Origin of the sequence: Achromobacter animicus (genome assembly GCF_902859585.1) — a bacterium.
Taxonomy (GTDB): domain Bacteria; phylum Pseudomonadota; class Gammaproteobacteria; order Burkholderiales; family Burkholderiaceae_B; genus Achromobacter; species Achromobacter animicus.
Window position 1 is genome coordinate 520,751 of the sequence record NZ_CADIJM010000002.1, and the last position, 17,544, is coordinate 538,294.

At 67.0% G+C, this 17,544-nt stretch carries 16 protein-coding genes; all 16 read left to right on the forward strand.

Going from position 1 to position 17,544, the window contains the following annotated elements; all coding sequences use genetic code 11:
- The first annotated feature begins 111 nt into the window (after positions 1-111).
- Complete coding sequence (locus HV681_RS07255) at positions 112-1,014, forward strand: LysR family transcriptional regulator (RefSeq protein ID WP_175122430.1); 903 nt, start codon at positions 112-114, stop codon at positions 1,012-1,014.
- A 257-nt stretch (positions 1,015-1,271) separates the two neighbouring features.
- On the forward strand, positions 1,272-2,246 hold the full coding sequence (locus HV681_RS07260) for a tripartite tricarboxylate transporter substrate binding protein (protein WP_254594910.1): 975 nt from the start codon (positions 1,272-1,274) through the stop codon (positions 2,244-2,246).
- Positions 2,247-2,256: 10 nt separating this feature from the next.
- Entirely contained in the window at positions 2,257-4,317 is a 2,061-nt protein-coding gene (locus HV681_RS07265) for an aconitase family protein (RefSeq protein ID WP_175122431.1), read from the forward strand.
- A 294-nt stretch (positions 4,318-4,611) separates the two neighbouring features.
- Entirely contained in the window at positions 4,612-5,472 is an 861-nt protein-coding gene (locus HV681_RS07270) for an N-acyl homoserine lactonase family protein (RefSeq protein WP_056559238.1), read from the forward strand.
- A gap of 10 nt (positions 5,473-5,482) precedes the next feature.
- On the forward strand, positions 5,483-6,523 hold the full coding sequence (locus HV681_RS07275; protein WP_175122432.1) for an ABC transporter ATP-binding protein: 1,041 nt from the start codon (positions 5,483-5,485) through the stop codon (positions 6,521-6,523).
- Positions 6,520-7,233 (forward strand): ABC transporter permease, encoded by a 714-nt coding sequence (locus tag HV681_RS07280; RefSeq protein ID WP_175122433.1) that lies wholly within the window; start codon positions 6,520-6,522, stop codon positions 7,231-7,233. The genes HV681_RS07275 and HV681_RS07280 overlap by 4 nt, the downstream gene beginning before the upstream one ends.
- On the forward strand, positions 7,230-8,609 hold the full coding sequence (locus tag HV681_RS07285; protein WP_175122434.1) for a GldG family protein: 1,380 nt from the start codon (positions 7,230-7,232) through the stop codon (positions 8,607-8,609). Before HV681_RS07280 ends, HV681_RS07285 begins: the two co-directional genes overlap by 4 nt.
- The gene (locus HV681_RS07290) at positions 8,606-9,184 is read left to right on the forward strand and encodes a DUF4340 domain-containing protein (RefSeq protein WP_254594911.1); all 579 of its coding nucleotides are present in this window, start codon (positions 8,606-8,608) and stop codon (positions 9,182-9,184) included. The genes HV681_RS07285 and HV681_RS07290 overlap by 4 nt, the downstream gene beginning before the upstream one ends.
- 246 nt (positions 9,185-9,430) lie before the next feature.
- Positions 9,431-10,336 carry a branched-chain amino acid ABC transporter permease gene (locus HV681_RS07295; RefSeq protein ID WP_175122436.1) on the forward strand — a complete coding sequence of 302 codons (906 nt, stop codon included), beginning with the start codon at positions 9,431-9,433 and terminating at the stop codon, positions 10,334-10,336.
- A complete protein-coding gene (locus HV681_RS07300; protein ID WP_175122437.1) occupies positions 10,336-11,316 on the forward strand; it encodes a branched-chain amino acid ABC transporter permease in 981 nt (326 codons plus the stop codon). The genes HV681_RS07295 and HV681_RS07300 overlap by 1 nt, the downstream gene beginning before the upstream one ends.
- A 1-nt stretch (position 11,317) precedes the next feature.
- Positions 11,318-12,058, forward strand: coding sequence for an ABC transporter ATP-binding protein (locus HV681_RS07305; protein WP_175122438.1), 741 nt, complete (start codon positions 11,318-11,320; stop codon positions 12,056-12,058).
- A 3-nt stretch (positions 12,059-12,061) separates the two neighbouring features.
- Entirely contained in the window at positions 12,062-12,718 is a 657-nt protein-coding gene (locus tag HV681_RS07310) for an ABC transporter ATP-binding protein (RefSeq protein ID WP_175122439.1), read from the forward strand.
- 19 nt (positions 12,719-12,737) lie between these two features.
- Positions 12,738-14,174, forward strand: a complete 1,437-nt coding sequence (locus HV681_RS07315; protein WP_175122440.1) for an aldehyde dehydrogenase family protein — start codon at positions 12,738-12,740, stop codon at positions 14,172-14,174.
- Between the two features lie 27 nt (positions 14,175-14,201).
- Positions 14,202-14,954 carry a glucose 1-dehydrogenase gene (locus HV681_RS07320; protein ID WP_175122441.1) on the forward strand — a complete coding sequence of 251 codons (753 nt, stop codon included), beginning with the start codon at positions 14,202-14,204 and terminating at the stop codon, positions 14,952-14,954.
- A gap of 86 nt (positions 14,955-15,040) precedes the next feature.
- Positions 15,041-16,165 carry a zinc-dependent alcohol dehydrogenase family protein gene (locus HV681_RS07325; RefSeq protein WP_175122442.1) on the forward strand — a complete coding sequence of 375 codons (1,125 nt, stop codon included), beginning with the start codon at positions 15,041-15,043 and terminating at the stop codon, positions 16,163-16,165.
- Positions 16,166-16,202: 37 nt separating this feature from the next.
- On the forward strand, positions 16,203-17,507 hold the full coding sequence (locus HV681_RS07330; RefSeq protein WP_175122443.1) for an ABC transporter substrate-binding protein: 1,305 nt from the start codon (positions 16,203-16,205) through the stop codon (positions 17,505-17,507).
- Positions 17,508-17,544 lie beyond the last annotated feature (37 nt).

Consider the following 17,544-nt stretch of genomic DNA (forward strand, 5'->3'; position numbering starts at 1 on the left):
GACGACCTGGCCCCGCGATCTGAGCCGCCCGGCCATGCTGGCGCTGCGGGAGCGTGGTGTACGATCCCCCGTCAATGCGGGGGGCCGTCCCCGCCGCCCGCTGGATCCGCCATGGAAAGCATCCTCCGCAAACTCGACCTGACTTCGCTGCGCCTCTTTGTGGCGGTCTGCCAGGAGAACAGCATCGCGCGGGCGGCCGAGCGCGAGTTCATCGCGCCTTCCGCCGTCAGCCGGCGCATCGCCGACATGGAAGCGCTGATCGGCCTGCCGCTGATCGCCCGGCACACCCGCGGCGTCTCGGTGACGCCCGCCGGGCAGACCGTCCTGCGCCATGCCCGCCAGATCATCGGCGACGTCGAGGCGATGGGGGCGGAGCTGTCGCGCTTCTATGAGGGCGTGAAAGGGCACGTGCGGGTGGTGGCCAACCTGTCGGCCATCGTGCAGTTCCTGCCCGAGGACGTGGCGGCGTTTCAGCGCCTGTTTCCCGACGTGGACATCGACCTGGAAGAACAGCACAGCCCGGATGTCCTGCGCCTGGTGCGCGAGCGGGCGGCCGACTTCGGGATCTGCAACCAGATTGCGGGCGCCGATGGGCTGGAACAGTTGCCTTACCGCCGCGACCGGCTGGCCGTCATGCTGCCGTCCAATCACCCCAAGGCGTCGGCGCGCCAGCTCAGCCTGCAGGACATTGCCGACGAGACCTTCGTCGGCCTGCGCGAGAACAGCGCGTTGACGCAGCTGCTCGCGGCGCGGGCCGCGGCGCTGGGCAAGACGTTGTCGGTGAAGATCCGCGTGGCCAGCCTGGACGCGCTGTGCCGGATGACGCATGCCGGTCTGGGCATTGCCGTGATGCCGCAGCAGGTCGCGGAGCTGTATCTGCAGGCGCTGGACGTGGTGGTGCGTCCCCTTTCCGATGCGTGGGCACGTCGCCAGCTTTGCATCGTGTTTCCGAACCAGGCGCAGTTGTCGGCGACCGCCAGCAAACTGGTCAGGTTTTTGGCGCAGCAGGGCTGACGGCCGGCGGCCCTGCTGCGCCGCAAGCAACGCAGCGACCGAGGCGGTTGCCGCCGCAGCCATGGGCGCCTCCCGTCGTCGGAACCCGCCGCCGGAACCCGCCGCCGGAACGCGTCGTCGGAACCCGTCGTCGCCATTCGCGATGGCGGGGCTGCCGATATGACACTTCGCGGTTGGCGGCCGTCTTCGTATAGTCAAAGCGCGTTCATCGCCGGTACGGGGCATCCAGACCCCGCTGCGTCCTATACGGAGACATCATGACCCCCACCAGATTGCTCGCGAGCTGTGCGCTCGCGCTTGGCGCCATGTGCGCGGCTGCGGCCGCGTCCGCCGCCGGCTACCCGGACCATCCGATCCGCCTGATCGTGCCCACGTCGCCCGGCTCGACCGCCGACGTGGTGGCGCGCGTCGTGGCCGATAACCTGGGCAAGACGCTGGCCCAGCCGATGATCGTGGAAAACCTGGCCGGCGCGGCGGGCATCCCCGGCACACGCCAATTGGTGTCGGCCAAGCCCGACGGCTACACCCTGGGCATCGTGTCGTCCAACCACGCCATCAACCCCAGCCTGTACAAAAGCCTGCCCTACGACACGGTCAAGGACATCACGCCGATTTCCGTCATCGGCACGACGCCGCTGGTGGTCGTGGTGGCGGAGAACTCGCCGTACAAGACGATGGACGACCTGCTGAGGGCCGCCCGCGCGCAGCCGGGCAAGATCAATTACGGCTCGTCCGGCACGGGCAGCGTGCTGCACCTGGCTGGCGAGCTGCTCAAGTCCAAGGCGGGCGTGGACATGATGCATATCCCGTACAAGGGCGGCAACGCGCTGATCACCGACGTCATGTCGGGACAGATCCAGGTCGCCTTCCTGGCCACGCCGTCCGTGCTGGCGCAGGTGCAGGCAGGCAAGCTGCGCGCATTGGCGGTCAGCACGCCCGAGCGCCTGGCCATCCTGCCCAACGTGCCCACCTTGGATGAAGCCGGCGTGAAGGGCTATTCGTACGATGCCTGGATCTCGCTGATCGGACCGACCGGGCTGCCCGCCGATATCGTGCAAAAGCTGCAAGCCGCCACGCACAAGACCATGCAGGAGCCGGCGGTGCTCAAGGCGCTGTCGCCGCAGGGCTTTGTGTCGCAGGGCACCACGGCGGAACAGGCGGCGCAGACGCTGGCCGCCGAGATCACCAAGAGCCAGACGCTCGTCAAGGCGGCGGGCGTCACCATCGAATGACCGGATTGCCATGACTGCCGTATCTGTACTCGACGCCCCGGCCCGCCTGCTGTTTCTGACGCAGGATCCGTCGCGCGTGACCGCGCAACTGGGCGGCGCGGCGCTGACGCCGCCCCAGGCCGCGCCGCTGCGCGACGACATCTCCACCGACGAGATCACACCCGTACCGATCCTGACCCACTTCGACGAGAAGCTGGGCCGGTATCCGTACACGGGTTTTCGGGCGGGCGACACCCAGCCCATCGGCATCGATGCGATCCGGCAGGCCGGCATCAACGTCGTCGTCGCGGGCAAGCGGTACGGCAAGGGATCGTCGCGCGAGCACAGTCCGATGGCAGAGAAGTCTGCCGGCGTGCGGCTGGTGATTGCCGAGAGCTTCGAGCGCATCTACCGTCAGAACGCCGACAACATCGGGCTCTACACCAGCACCGACATGGGGCTGGTGGCGCGGCTGCAAGGGGGCGAGCGCATCACGGTCGATGAGATCGTGGCGGGACGCGACGCGCTGGCGGCGGCGATTGTAAGGGCGGGCGGGCTGCTGGCTTTCGGGCAGGCGCAGTTGCGGGATGTGTCGGCGGCGGGTGAACGTCTGGAGGAGGACGGTCCGGGAACTGGCGCGCCGCAAGCTGGCGTGTCGGGTGTCAGTGATTCCACCGCCGATTCGGCCGCGCCTTCTGTCGGGCCTCCGCTCACGCTCTTCGAGAAGATCGTCCGGCGCCATCTCTTGAGGACCGCTGCGACCGCGGCCAACCCGCAGCAGGGCGACGGCGTCTTCCTGCGCGCGGACTGGCGCTTCATCCATGAGTACTACTCCGGCATGGCCGCCCATATGCTGCATGCGCGGTGTGGCCGGCCCCTGCGATTGGTGGACCCCGAACGCATCGTGGTGTTCGAGGACCACACCTCCTACGTCGAGGAAAGCCCCAACCACGTGCGCGCGGGCATCGTGCCCAACGTGCGCGCCATGTGCCAGGCGCAGCGCGACTTCGCCGACGCCTACGGCCTGCGCCAGCACCGTACGCTGACCGAGGCCGAGGCCGCGCGCGACACCGGCGCCAACGTGGCCGGCATCTCGCACGCCATGATGGCTGAACACTACGCGCTGCCGGGGCAGGTCGTTGTGGGCACCGACTCGCACACGCCGCACAGCGGCGCGTTGGGATGCGTGGCCTTTGGTGTGGGCACCACCGACATGGCGAACGCGTTCGTCACGGGCGCGGTGCGGTTGACGCTGCCGGCCTCGCTGCGCATCGAACTGGACGGTGCGCCTGCGCCCGGCGTTACCGCCAAGGACATAGTGCTGCACCTGCTGGCCCTGCCTGAAATCCGCGCGGGCGCCGGCGTGGGCAAGGTGTTCGAGTTTGCCGGCGAGGCCATCGCCAGCCTGTCCATCGACGAGCGGGCCACGCTGACCAACATGACCGCTGAACTGGGCGGACTGACGGGCATCGTCGCACCCGATGCCGAGACGGCGCGCTTTCTGCGCGAACGCCGCGGCGTGGATGCCGCCATCGAACCGTGGATGCGCAGCGATCCAGGCGCCGACTACGCCGCTGTTCTGCGCGTGGACTGCGCGGCGCTGTCGCCGCTGGTGGCGGCGCCCGGCGATCCGGGCAATGGCGTGCCGCTGTCCAGCCTGACCGCGCGGCCGCGCATCGACATTGCGTATGGCGGCTCCTGTACCGCCGGCAAGCGCGAGGATTTCGACTACTACCATCAGGTGCTGGCGTGGGCGGTGGCGCGTGGATTGCGGCTGCCGGACGGCGTGACGCTGTATCTGCAGTACGGCACCACGGCCGTGCGCGACTACTGCGTGGCGCAGGGGTACGACAAGACCTTTGCCGCCGTGGGCGCGCGCATCCTGCAGCCGTCGTGCGGCGCGTGTGCGAACTGCGGGCCGGGGTCGTCCACCGAGGCGTCTCAGGTGACGATCAGCGCCATCAACCGGAATTTTCCGGGCCGATCCGGCCCCGGCAGCGTGTGGCTTGCCAGTCCGCCAACGGTCATGGCGAGCGCGCTGGCAGGGGAACTGGCGTCGTTCGCCGAGTTGCAGGCGCGATACGGCGCGTAGCCATGCCGGACCGCCCGGATCACTAGGGTTCCCCCCACTTCGCGCGCCGCGAAGCCCAGCTTCACAAATCCTTAATTGGCAGCCAAACCGGGCTGCGTCAGAGTGCGCAACAGAGAAAACGGCCGCCAGATGCCGTTTCCGGCCGCGCGCATGGATCTCGCGGCCCGCCGCAAGGCGCCTTCGCACGGAAAAAAACACCCTGTCGACGATGTGAACCCGGGACACACCGGGAGCTTGCTGATCGGCCGCGCCGTCCGGGCTGCGGCTTACCCCTGTTGGTCCGAGGAGACAACAATGAGCAAGAGCTGGAAGGCAATGGTTGGGGCGGTGGCGGTCATGGCGGGCGGATGGGCACATGCTGCCGACGCGCCGCCGGTGGACGTGAAGCTGATGCAGCTGTCGGTGGGCAAGATCGAGCTGGACAAGGGTTTCATGACCGCGATGGTCGACGTGGGCACCAAGATCAAGATTCCGGTGCCGGCCTACGTGATCCAGCACCCGCGCGGCCTGGTGCTGTTCGACACCGGCATGAACCAGGCCACGGCCGACGGCAATTGCGCCAATTATTGGGGCCAGGGTCTGTGCGGCGCGTTCAATTCCATCCAGGGCCGCGACGAGGTCATAGACCGCCAGCTCAAGGCCGCCGGCTTTGACGTGAGCGACGTGAAATACGTCGTGTACTCGCACTTCCACCTGGATCACGCCGGCAACATCAAGATGTTCCCCAAGGCCAAGCACGTGGTGCAGAAGGCCGAGCTGCGCGCCGCCTGGTGGCCCGAGAAATTCCAGCGCGCGGCCTACGTCATGAAGGACTTCGACACCACGCGGGACTACGACTTCATCCAGGTCGAGGGTGACTTCGACCTGTTCGGCGACGGCACCATCGTGCTGCTGGACACAAAGGGCCACACGCAAGGTCACCAGTCGCTGCAGGTCAAGCTGCCCAAGACCGGCGTCGTGCTGCTGGCGGCCGATGCCATCTACACGGGTGAAAACGAGGCCGGCGTCATTCCCGGCATCACCTGGAACACGGCGGCGTCCATGCAGGCCATCGACCGTCTCAAGCAGATCCGCGACGCGCGCCAGGGCCAGCTCTGGTACAGCCACGACGCGGAGCAGCACGCGCAGAACGCCAAGACCAAAGTGTTCGACTAAAAGGCGCGCCATGGAGCCCGCCGTCGCCTTGCACCAGGTCTGCAAGTCGTTCGGATCCCGCCAGGTCCTGGAATCCCTCAGCCTGTCCGTCAGGCCGGGGGAGATCCTGGGCCTGCTCGGGCCGAACGGCAGCGGCAAGACCACCACGCTGCGCCTGATGGCGGGCTTTTACACGCCCGACAGCGGGCGCATCACGATTCGCGGACGTGAGCCCGCGCCGGGCCGCGGCAACGCCGACATCGGCTATCTGCCCGAACGCGCGCCGCTCTATGACGCGCTGACCGTCACGCAGTATCTGGAGTTCGGCGCGGGCGTCAAAGTGCAGGGCGGCGCCAGCGCGCGGCGCCTGGCCATCGAACGCGCCATCGACGGTTTCGATCTGCAGGGCGTGGCGCGCTCGGTGATCGGCCGCCTGTCCAAGGGGCAGCGGCAGCGCGTGGGGCTGGCGCAGGCCGTGCTGAACGACCCGCCCGTCCTGCTGCTGGACGAAGCCACCAACGGCCTGGATCCCGTGCAGATCGTGGAAGCGCGCGCGATGATCCGCCGCTGCGCCGAAGGCCGCGCTGTGGTGTTCAGCAGCCACTTGATGCAGGAGGTCGAGGCGCTGTGCTCGCGCATTGCGATCCTGCGGCAGGGCCGGTTGGTCGAGGACCAGCCGCTGGGCGAATCGCGGTCGGCGCTGCAATGGTTGCTGGCGTTGCCCGCCGCCGGGCATGCCGCATTGCACGCGGCGTTGTCCGCGTGTCCGGGCGTGAAGGCTGTGGACATCACGCTGCTGGATGCCGGCACCAGCAAGTGGCGCGTCACGTGGGACGCCCCGGGTGCAAACGTGACCGGCCACAAGATCGCCAGTGCGACTACAAACGCCGCCAACAACGCCGCCAACAACGCCGCCAACAACGCGACCAACGCCGCCGCCTGCGACGCCGTCATGCGCACCGCGCTGGCGCACGCGGAACTGCGCGCCGTGCTGCCCGCGCAGGAAGCGGTCGAGGCCCGCCTGCTGGCGGCGCTGGCGCCTAACGATCCCCCGTTACGGAGACGCGCATGAAGGGTTTTGCGGCGTTATACCGCAAGGAACTGCGCACCGACTTCGGCTCGCCCGTGGCGCTGGCCGTCGTGGCGGTGTTCTGGGCTTTGTCGGGCTATCTGTTCAGCTTCAACCTGTTCTTCGTCAGCACCGGGCAGATGGTGACGGCGTTTCACAACATGACCATCCTGCTGATGCTGGTGATGCCGCTGGTCAGCATGCGCGCCTTTGCCGAAGAGGCGCGGCAGGGCACGCTGGAGCTGCTGCTGACGCTGCCGCTGTCGGACTTCACGCTGGTGGCCGCCAAGTTTGCGGCCGGGCTGACCATGCTGGCGCTGATGCTGGCCGGCACGATGTCGGCGGTGCTGCCGCTGGCCTGGTACGGCCAACCGGACTACGGTCCCATCGTGGGCGGGTACATCGGCGTGTTCCTGTACGGCGCGCTGTTCCTGGCGATCGGCATTGCCGTGTCCAGCGCCTGCTCGAACCAGATCGTCGCCGCCAGCGCCACGTGGGGCATCCTCGTGCTGTTGTGGTTCATCGACTACCCGGCGGCGCTGGATGCGTTTCCGGCGTTGTCGCCTTTCTTCCAGGCCCTGTCGCTGTCGGCGCAGCACGTGGACTTCATCCGGGGCGTGCTGCCCGGACCCGCCACCGTCACGCTGGCCAGCGTGGCCGTGCTGGCGTTGATGGTGGCCGCCGTCAACCTGAAGCGCTGGAGGCTGCGATGAGCCCCGCCGTGCGCCGCGCCGGTCGGCGGCTGTCGCTGTGGCTGCCGGTGCTGGCCGTGGCCGCGCTGCTGCTGGCGCTGAACCTGTGGGCGTCGCGCCATCTGGGCCGTATCGACCTGACCGCGCAGCGCGTGTACAGCCTGGCCCCTGAAAGCCTGGAAGTCGCGCGGCAGGTGCGTCAGCCGGTCGAGGTGACGTGGTTCTATGACCTGCGCAACAAGAGCATGGTCGACGCGCTGGAACTGCTGCGCCAGTACGAACGCGAGAACCCGCTGATCCGCGTGCGCGGCGTCGACCCGGCGCTGCGCCCGGCCGAGGCGCGCGCTGCCGGCATTCAGTTCGCGGGCAGCGCGGTGCTGGCCTCGGGCGAGCGTCGCACCACCATCAACGGCGGCACCGAAACCGACTTCACCAACGCGATCATCCGCATCAGCCAGAACGGCGCGCAGACGGTCTGCTTCACGCAGGGCCATCGCGAAGCCCCGCTGGACAGCCTGACGTCGCTGGACGACCTGGAAGACCACGACCACGACGAGAACCTGGTGGCGCGTGTCGAGGTGCATGAACAGCACGGCATGGCGATGGCGCGCAACGCCTTGCAGACGCTGGGGTTTTCGACGCGCGCGGTGGGCGCGGGCACTCTGGCGCAGGCGTTGCCGCGCTGCGCCGTCGTGGTGGCTGCCGGTCCGCGTACGCCGTTTGGCGAGGACGACGCCCAGGCGCTGCGCCGCTGGACCGGCGCGGGCGGCAAGACGCTGTTGCTGCTGGAACCCGATACCCGGCACGGCCTGGACGGTCTGCTGTCGGACTTCGGCATCGCGCTGGCGCCTGGCGCGCTGGCCGATGCGGGTAGTCACTACCGCAACGATCCCGGCAGTCCGGCCGTCAGCGACTACACGCGCCACAAGATGACGCGCGGCTTGCCGCTCAGTTTCTTTCCGGGTGCGGCCGGTCTGGAACCGGCGGGCGACGCCTTGCCCCCCGGCGTGGTGGTGACGCCGCTGGCGCAGACCTCTGCCGATGCCCAGGTGCCCGGCCAGCCGCCCTCGCGCTACACGCTGATGGCGCTGGCCACGCGCAACGCGCAGGCGGCCAACGCGGACGGGGCCGCGCATCCCACGCTGCTGGTTGCGGGCGACAGCGATTTCGCCATCAACCGGCATTTCGCCACGCTGGGCAACGGCGCGCTGTTCACCAACGCCGTCACCCTGCTCGCGGGCGAGGACGCGTTGTTGACCATTCGGCCCCGGCATTACGAAAACCGCCGCGTGGAACTGACCAACCGTCAGATGCGCGCGGTGTTCTGGACCAGCACGGTGGCCTTGCCGCTGCTTGCGCTGCTGACGGGACTGCTGCTGTGGTGGAGGCGGCGGTGAACGCGCGCGCGACCCTGTGGCCGGCGCTGCTGGCGGCAGGCATCGTGCTGTCGGCGTGGCAATGGCACGAGGCCGCCGAATCGCCGGCGCATCACGACGGCCACACGCATCTGCACGACGATCGCGGCAAGCCCGCGCGGCTTTACGCCTGGGAACCCGGCATGGCTGCGCAGGTGACGCTGGCGGGTCCCGACGGATCGGTTCGACTGGCGCGCGGCCCGCAGGGCTGGACCGCCACGCCATCGGGCGCCGCAGCAGGCTTTGATGTGGCCGACTTCATCGCGCTGTTCGCGCAGACCCGCAGCGACCGCACGCTGACCCCGCAGGACGGAGAAACCTATGGCCTTGCGCCGCCGCAACTGCGCATCGACGTGCGCGATGCCGCGGGCGCGACCTTGGCAACGCTGGATGTCGGCGCGCTGGCGCCGGATGGATTAGGCCGTTATGTACGCCTGCCGGATGAGGCGCAGATCCGGATTATCCCGGACTATCAAACCCGGGCGCCGCTGGCGGCGCTGGGGGCGCCAGCCGCCACTCCATCGCTTGTTAAACCCGCCTTGCACAAAGATAAATAGGTCGCCGATGAACCCCTACCTATACTTCGCAAACATAGGACGGCGGACCGGCCCAAGCCGTTGCGGGACGGGCCTGTAAGCCAGCCATAAAAGTGCCTTCTGGCGTCTTGCGCAGCCTGCGCAGGACAGCACGGAAAGGTTGATAACGAGACAAGGGCGCGCCGGGCGCGCCCGGGGCGCAAGCCCGCACGCCGCGCGATCCTGACGGTTCGTCGCGTCCGTGCTCAGCGTATTGGGAGAAGACGCTTGACCTTGGATCTACTGCCTCTCGCCTTGGTGGACGGCGTGGCATACGCCAGTCTGCTATTCCTGGTGTCGATGGGGTTAACCCTGGTGTTCGGTGTGATGGGGATACTGAACGTTGCCCACGGCGCGTTCTACGCCTTTGGCGGCTATGCCGCGGCCAGCCTCGTCATGTTCGTGGCGCCCAAGACCGACTCCCCCATTCTTCTTTTCGCGGCGCTGTTCGTGGCGGCCATCGCCGTCGGGCTGCTGCTGGGCAGCATCATGGAATTCGTCCTGATCCGCCGCGCCCAGAACTACGATCCCATCCTCAAGCTGCTGCTCACCTTCGGCGCGTTCCTGATGCTGGAAGACATCCAGCGCATGCTGTGGGGTGCGCAACCCTATAGCGCCAGCGAAGTCGTCAACCGGCTGGGAAACATCGAGATCGGCGACATCACCTACACGACATATCAGCTTGTCGTGGTTCCCGCCACGGCGCTGCTGGCCTACGTGTGCCTGGAGTTCTTCCTGCGCCACACCAAGCTCGGCAAACAAACCGTGGCCACCACGCACCACCGCGAGGTCGCCACGTCGCTCGGCATCAACGCCAAGAAGATCGGCTACGTCACCTTCGTGATCGCGACCATCCTGGGCGCGCTGGGCGGCGCGCTGGCTTCGCCCACGACCTCGCTGGTGCCGGGGGCGGGCACGGACATGACGGTGCTATCGTTTGCCGTTGTTGCCACCGCGGGCCTTGGCCAGATCACCGGCGCGCTGATCGCCGCGCTGCTCATCGGCATCATCCGCGCCATCGCCGTGTATGCGGCGCCGGAGCTGGAAGTCGCCGTGCCCTACATCATCATGGTGCTGGTGCTGATCATCCGCCCGCACGGCCTGTTCACCGTTGCTCAAGCGAGGACGATCTGATGAAAGTCCCTGTCCTCAGCCTGCTGGCCGCGTTGTTCACGCTGTTTCTTGGCTACACCTATTCCTGGACCATCACGCCCATCGTCATCGGCCTGACCTACGCGATTGCCGCGCTGGGCGTGTCGGTGATGGCGCGCGCCGGCCAGATTTCGTTCGGCCACGCCATGTTTGCCTGCATCTCGGCGTACACCGTGGCGTTCCTGGCCAAAGCCATGCCCGGCCTGGATGCGCTGGTGCTGATCCTGGCCGGCGTCGTCGCCAGTTTTGTCGCCGCCGTCGTCATTGGCCTGTTCGTGGTGCGCTACCGCGGCATCTTCTTCGGCATGTTGAACCTGGCGCTCAGCATGGTGCTGTTTGCGCTGCTGGGTAAGCTCTACACGCTGACCGGCGGCTCCGACGGCATGCGCATCGTGCGCCCGACCATGGCCGGCATCGTGATGGAGCGCGAATCCTTCGAACGCGCGCTGCTGATGCTGACGCTGGTCCTGTCGCTGGTGCTGGCATGGTGGGTGCAGCGTTACTTCCGCTCGGGCAGCGGCCAGGCGCTGTCGGCCATCAAGACCAACGAAACGCGCATCGAGTACCTGGGCTTTTCCGCGTACTTCATCATGTGGAAGGGCTATCTGCTGTCGGCGGTGGTGGTGGGCTTTTCGGGCGCGATCCTTGCGCTGATGCAGGGGCTGGTCACGCCGGAAATCGGCTCGTGGCTGCGCTCGGGCGAATTCGTCTTCATCACCATCCTGGGCGGGGCGGGCCACGCGGCCGGCGCTTTCCTGGGCGCCGTGGGCTTCGAATCCGTGAAGCTCGTGTCCGCCGCCTACTTCCCCGGTCTCTGGCAGTTCCTGTTGGGCCTCACGCTGATCCTGGTCATCTTCATGTTCCCCACGGGCTTCGTGGGCCAGATCACCAAGCGCATCAAATCGCGTGAGCGTGCGCAGCGGCGCGCGCAGGCGCCCGTGCAGGTCGCGGCAAGGAACTGACATGAAACCCCTGATTCAAACCACCGACCTGTACCTGGCCTTCGGCGGCGTGGTGGCCGCCGACAACATCAACTTCGAGCTGCACGAGGGCGAACGCCTGGCAGTGATCGGCCAGAACGGCGCGGGCAAGACCACCTTCATCAACATCTGCACGGGGTACCTGACGCCCGCCAAGGGCAAGGTCTATTTCGACGGCAAGGACGTCACCGCCATGGCCCCGCGCAAGATCGTGCGGCTGGGCATGGGTCGTTCGTTCCAGCTGCCGCAGCTGTTCACCGAGCACACCGTGCGCCAGTGCGTGCAGATCGCCGCCGCGCGCCGCAACAAGGAACTGAGCTGGTTCCGGTCGCTGGAAAGCACCATCGACGCGCGCGAGGTGGACGCCACGCTGGACCTGGTGGGTCTCTTGCCCGACGCCGACGAAGCCTGCATTGAGCTGCCCGAAGGCAAGCGCAAGCTGCTGGACGTGGCGATGGCGCTGGCGTTGCAGCCCAAGCTGCTGATCATGGACGAGCCCACCAGCGGCGTCGCGTCGGAAGACAAGTTCGCGCTGATGGAGACCGTGATGCACGCGCTGGACGAGCGCCGCGTGACGAGCTGGTTCGTCGAGCACGATGTGGACATCGTGTCGCGCTACGCCACCCGCGTGGCGGCGTGGATCGCCGGCAAGGTGGCCGCCGACGGCTCGCCCGAGGAAGTCTTGAACAATCCGCAGATCAGAAGCGAAGTGCTGGGGGCCTGAACCATGTTGAATCTATCGGCCATCAACGTCGACCTGGCGGGCAATCGCATCCTGCGCGACGTCAGCGCCAACTTCGAAGCGTCCCGCACCATCGGCATCGTCGGGCGCAACGGCGCGGGCAAGACCACGCTCTTGCGCACCATCATGGGCCTGACGCGCATCCGCTCCGGCAGGATCGCGTTCGACGGCACCGACCTCACGTCGCTGCCGGGTCACAAGCGCGCCGCGATGAAAGTGGGCTACGCGCCCGAAGACCGCGTCATCTTCCCGACCATGACGGTTGAGGAAAACCTGCACTTGCCGTGCGAAGTGCAGGGCCAGTCCAAGGCCGAGATCCAGGCCCGCATGGACACCGTGCTGAAGGTGGTGCCGCAGCTGGAGCCCATGCTCAAGCGGTCCGGCTCCGCGCTGTCGGGCGGGCAGGGCAAGATGGTGGCGCTTGCGCGCGCCGTCATGGTCGGCACGCGGCTTTTGATGCTGGATGAACCCTTCCAGGGGCTCGCGCCCAAGCTGGCGCGCGACTACACCGAGGCGCTGGGCCGGCTCAAGGAAATGCAGCCCGACCTGTGCGTGGTCATCACCGAATCCAACGTGAAGCTGCTGGGCGACATTCCCGACCAGATATGGACGATCGAGCGCGGCTCGATCACGCTGAACTGATACCCACGGAGACATTCCCATGACGCAGATGATTATCGGCGGCCGCCAGGTCGACGCCCAGGACGGGCGCACGATCGAGGTCGTTTCCCCCGTAGACGGCCAGGTGTTCACCACCATCCCGCGTGGCCAGCAAGCCGACGTGAACGCGGCGGTGCAGGCCGCGCGCGACGCGCTGGAAGGCGAATGGGGCGACATGACGGCGCTGGAACGCGGACGGCTGCTGATGCGCCTGGGCGAAAGCGTGCTGGCGCACCACGAGGAACTGGCGCAACTGGAATCGCGCGATACCGGCAAGCCCATGTCCACGGCGCGCGGCGACATCACCGTGCTGGCCCGCTACTTCGAGTTCTACGGCGGCGCGGCGGATAAAGTGCACGGCCAGACCATCCCGTTCCAGAAAGACTATTCGGTGCAGCTCATCCGCGAACCGCTGGGCGTCACCGCGCACATCATTCCGTGGAACTACCCCGCGCAGATGTTCGGCCGCAGCGTGGCGCCGGCGCTGGCCATGGGCAACGCGGCCGTCGTCAAACCCGCCGAGGACGCCTGCCTGTCTATCATCCGCGTGGCCGAACTGGCGCTGGAAGTGGGCTTTCCGCCGGGCGCGCTGAACATCGTCTCGGGCCTGGGCGAAGAGGCCGGCGCCGCGCTGTCGCGCCATCCCGGCATCAACTTCATCACCTTCACCGGCTCGAACGAAGTCGGCGTGCTGGTCCAGCAGGCTGCCGCGCTCAATGCGGTCAAGTGCGTGCTGGAACTGGGTGGCAAGTCGGCGCACATCGTCTTTGACGACGCCAACTACAAGCTCGCCATTCCGGCCATCGTCAAGGGCATCGTGCACAACACCGGCCAGACCTGCACCGCGGGCAGCCGGCTGCTGGTGCAAAAGGGCATCTACGACGACTTCATGAAGGCGCTGGGCGAGGAGTTTTCCAAGGTGCGCGCTGGCACGCCGGACATGGACCTGACCTGCGGCCCCGTCGTCAACAAGGCGCAGTACGACCGCGTCAACCGCTACATCGCCAAGGGCCTATCCGAAGGCCTGCAGGTCGCGGCCGAAGGCCGCATCGCCGACGGAGTTCCGCAGGGCGGCTTCTTCGTCAAACCCACGCTCTTTGCCGCCACCAGCCACGACAGCGACCTGTTGACGCAAGAGATTTTCGGCCCCGTACTGGTCGCGCTGCCCTTCGCCGACGAGGCCGAGGCCATTCGTCTTGCCAACGCCACCGACTACGGCCTGCTGGGCGCGGTGTGGACCGAGAACGGCGGACGCCAGCAGCGCGTGGCGCGCGGCATCAAGTGCGGCCAGGTCTACATCAACGGCTTCGGCGCGGGCGGCGGCGTCGAGCTGCCCTTCGGCGGTGTCAAGAAAAGCGGCCACGGCCGGGAAAAAGGCTTCATCGCGCTGGAAGAGATGAGCACGACCAAGACCCTGATTCAGTTCTATGGCGAGTGATCGCCGCGCATCATACGGAGACAGAAAATGAGCCAGTTGCAAGGCAAGGTTGCGATCGTCACGGGCGGGGGCAACGGTTTCGGCGAGGGCATCGTCAAGCTGTACGCCAAGGAAGGCGCCAAGGTCGTGATCGCGGACATCAATAAAGAGGCCGCCGACCGCGTGGCTGCTGAAGTCGGCGATGCCGCGCTGGCGGTGAAGGCTGACGTGTCCAGCCGCGCCGACATCGACAATGTGGTGCGCGCCGCGCTCGACAAATTCGGTGCCGTGGACATCGTGGTCAACAACGCCGCCATCACCCACAAGAACCAGCCGATGCTGGACGTGGACGAGGCCACGTTCGATCGCATGTTCGACATCAACGTGAAGTCGATCTATCACATGGCCCAGGCCGTCGTGCCCGTCATGCGCAAGCAGAAGCGCGGCGTGATCCTGAACATCGGATCGACGGCCGGCATCCGTCCGCGCCCCGGCCTCAGTTGGTACAACGCGTCCAAGGGCGCGGTCAACGTGCTGTCCAAGTCGATGGCCGTGGAGCTGGGCGGCGAAGGCATCCGCGTCAACGCCATCTGCCCGGTCATGGGCGTGACCGGCATGTTCGAACTCTTCATGGGCCTGCCCGACACGCCTGAGAACCGCGCGAAATTTGTGTCGACCATACCGCTGGGCCGTTTCTGCCAGCCGTCCGACGTGGCCGCGGCCGCGCTGTTCCTGGCCAGCGATGCGGCCGAGTTCATCACCGGCGTGGAATTTCCCGTCGACGGCGGACGCACGGTATAGGTTTGGACGCCGGCTTGCCGCGGGGTCGCGGCATGCCGGATGCCGCGACCGCCCGCGGTCCGGATCACTTCTGTGGATGAAGACGCATGAAAATCAAAGCGGCGTTATTGCGGCAAGTGGGGGTCGAAGGACCGTACGCGCAGACCCGGCCCCTGACCATCGCGGATATTGAACTGGACCCGCCGGGGTTTGGCGAGGTGCTGGTCAGAATCCGTGCGGCCGGGCTGTGCCATTCGGACCTGTCGGTCATCAACGGCGACCGGCCGCGCGGCGTGCCGATCGTGCTGGGCCATGAGTCATCCGGCGAAGTCGTGGAAACCGGGCCGGGCGTCTCGGACCTGAAGGCCGGCGACCACGTTGCCATGGTGTTCGTGCCCAGCTGCGGCTGCTGCAATCCCTGCATGGAAGGCCGGCCCGCCTTGTGCGAGCCCGGCGCCGTCGCCAACACGAAGGGCACGCTGCTCGGCGGCGAGCGCCGCCTGCACATCGGCGACGAATACATCAACCATCACACCGGCGTGTCCTGCTTTGCGGAATACGCCGTGGTGTCGCGGCGCTCGTGCGTCAAGGTGAACGTCGAACTGTCCCACCGCGAGGCCGCGTTGTTCGGCTGCGCCGTGCTGACCGGCGCCGGCGCCGTCATCAACCGTGCGCGCATCAAGATGGGCGACACGGCCGCGATCGTGGGGCTGGGCGGCGTGGGCCTGAGCGCGCTGCTGGCCGCCGTTGCCGCGGGCGCGCGCCGCGTGGTCGCCATCGACCTTAGCGACGAGAAGCTGGCGCTGGCCAAGGAGCTGGGCGCCACGCACCTCGTCAACCCGAAGCAGATCAAGTCGGACGACGACCTCATGGATCTGGCCGGCGGCCGCGTGGACTTTGGCTTCGACATGGCGGGCGCGGTGCCGGCCTTCGAGACCGCCTACAAGCTCACGCGCCGGGGCGGCGCCACGGTGACGTCCGGCCTGCCCAACCCCAAGTTCAGCTTCCCGCTGTCGCTGTCGCAGATGGTGGGCGAAGAGCGCGAGATCCGGGGCAGCTACCTGGGCTCGGGCGTGCCCGCCATCGACATCAGCCGCTACATCGACCTGTACAAGGCCGGCCGCCTGCCGGTGGACCGGATGATGGGCCAATCGTTTTCGCTGGACCAGATCAACGAGGGGTTCGATCACCTCGCCACCGGCGGCAGCCTGCGCGACGCCATCGTTTTCTAAGGGCACAGACCCGATCAACAACACTGGAGACAACACCATGAAGACCTCAAGACTGGCGGCCCTCTTGGGCGCTACCCTGCTGTCGGGCCTGGCCACGCTGGCCATCGCCGCCGACAAGCCCAAGGAACTGAACGTCGGCATCTCGACCTTCCTGTCGGGCTCGGCGTCCGTGTTCGGTGTGCCGGCCCGCGACGCGGCCGACATCCTGATCGAAGAGATCAACGCCAACGGCGGCATCGACGGCGTGAAGATCGTGCCCAGCTACATCGACGAAGGCGGCGGCGGCGAGAAGCTGCTGTCCGAATACCGGCGCCTGGCCGAAGGCGGCACGCGCGTGATGCTGTCGGCCATTTCCAGCGGCCACTGCAACATCGTCGCGCCCGTGGCCGAGGACCTGAAAGTGCTGAACGTGCTGTGGGACTGCGGCACGGAAAAGGCGCTGGAAGGCAAGAAATACAAGTACGTCGTGCGCACGCAGGCCAACGCCACCACCGAGATGGTCGCGCAGGTGCTCTACCTGATGAAGGTGAAGCCCGACTTCAAGACCATCGCCATCGTCAACCAGGACTACGCCTGGGGCCGCGATTCGCGTGACATCTTCCTGGCCGCGCTCAAGAAGTTCAAACCCGACGTCAAGGTCGTCGCCGAGATGTTCCCCAAATTCGGCGCTGCCGACTTCTCCACCGAAATCAGCCGCCTGCAGGCGCTGCGCCCGGATGTGATCGTCTCCACGTCATGGGGTGGCGACCTGGACAACTTCGTGCGCCAGGCCTCGCAGCGCAACCTGTTCAAGAACTCCACCTTCGTGCTGTCGCTGGCCGAAAGCTCGCTGGAGCGCCTGGGTAACGCCCTGCCGGAAGGCGTCCTGGTCGGCGCGCGTGGCGACCATTACTTCTTGCATCCGGAAACCAAGGACGATCCCAAGCACCAGGCCTTCGTGAAGAAATTCCACGACAAGACGGGCGCCTATCCGATCTACTCGGTCTATCACATGGTGCAAGGCATCAATGGCCTGAAGGCCGGCTACGAAAAGGCCATCAAGGACAACGGCGGCAACTGGCCGACGCCTGAACAGGTGGCCGCCGCCATGCACGACGTGACCTTCAAGGGCTATGGCCGCGAAGTGAAGATGCACCGGGCTGATGGCCAGGCGTTGGAAGCGCAGCTGTTCGGCGTGACCAAGAAGAGCGACAAATACCCGTTCAAGGTGCTGGCCGACATCACCATCGTGCCGGCTGAACTGGTCACGCCCGGGGTGACGGATACGTCGATGGCGTGGATCGAAAAGAGCCTGACGCCTGATGTATTGAAGAGCGATCAGATCAAGGTGTTCCCGAACTGATCGGGACGGACAGGGCAAGCAGCAGTGTGTGGTGCAG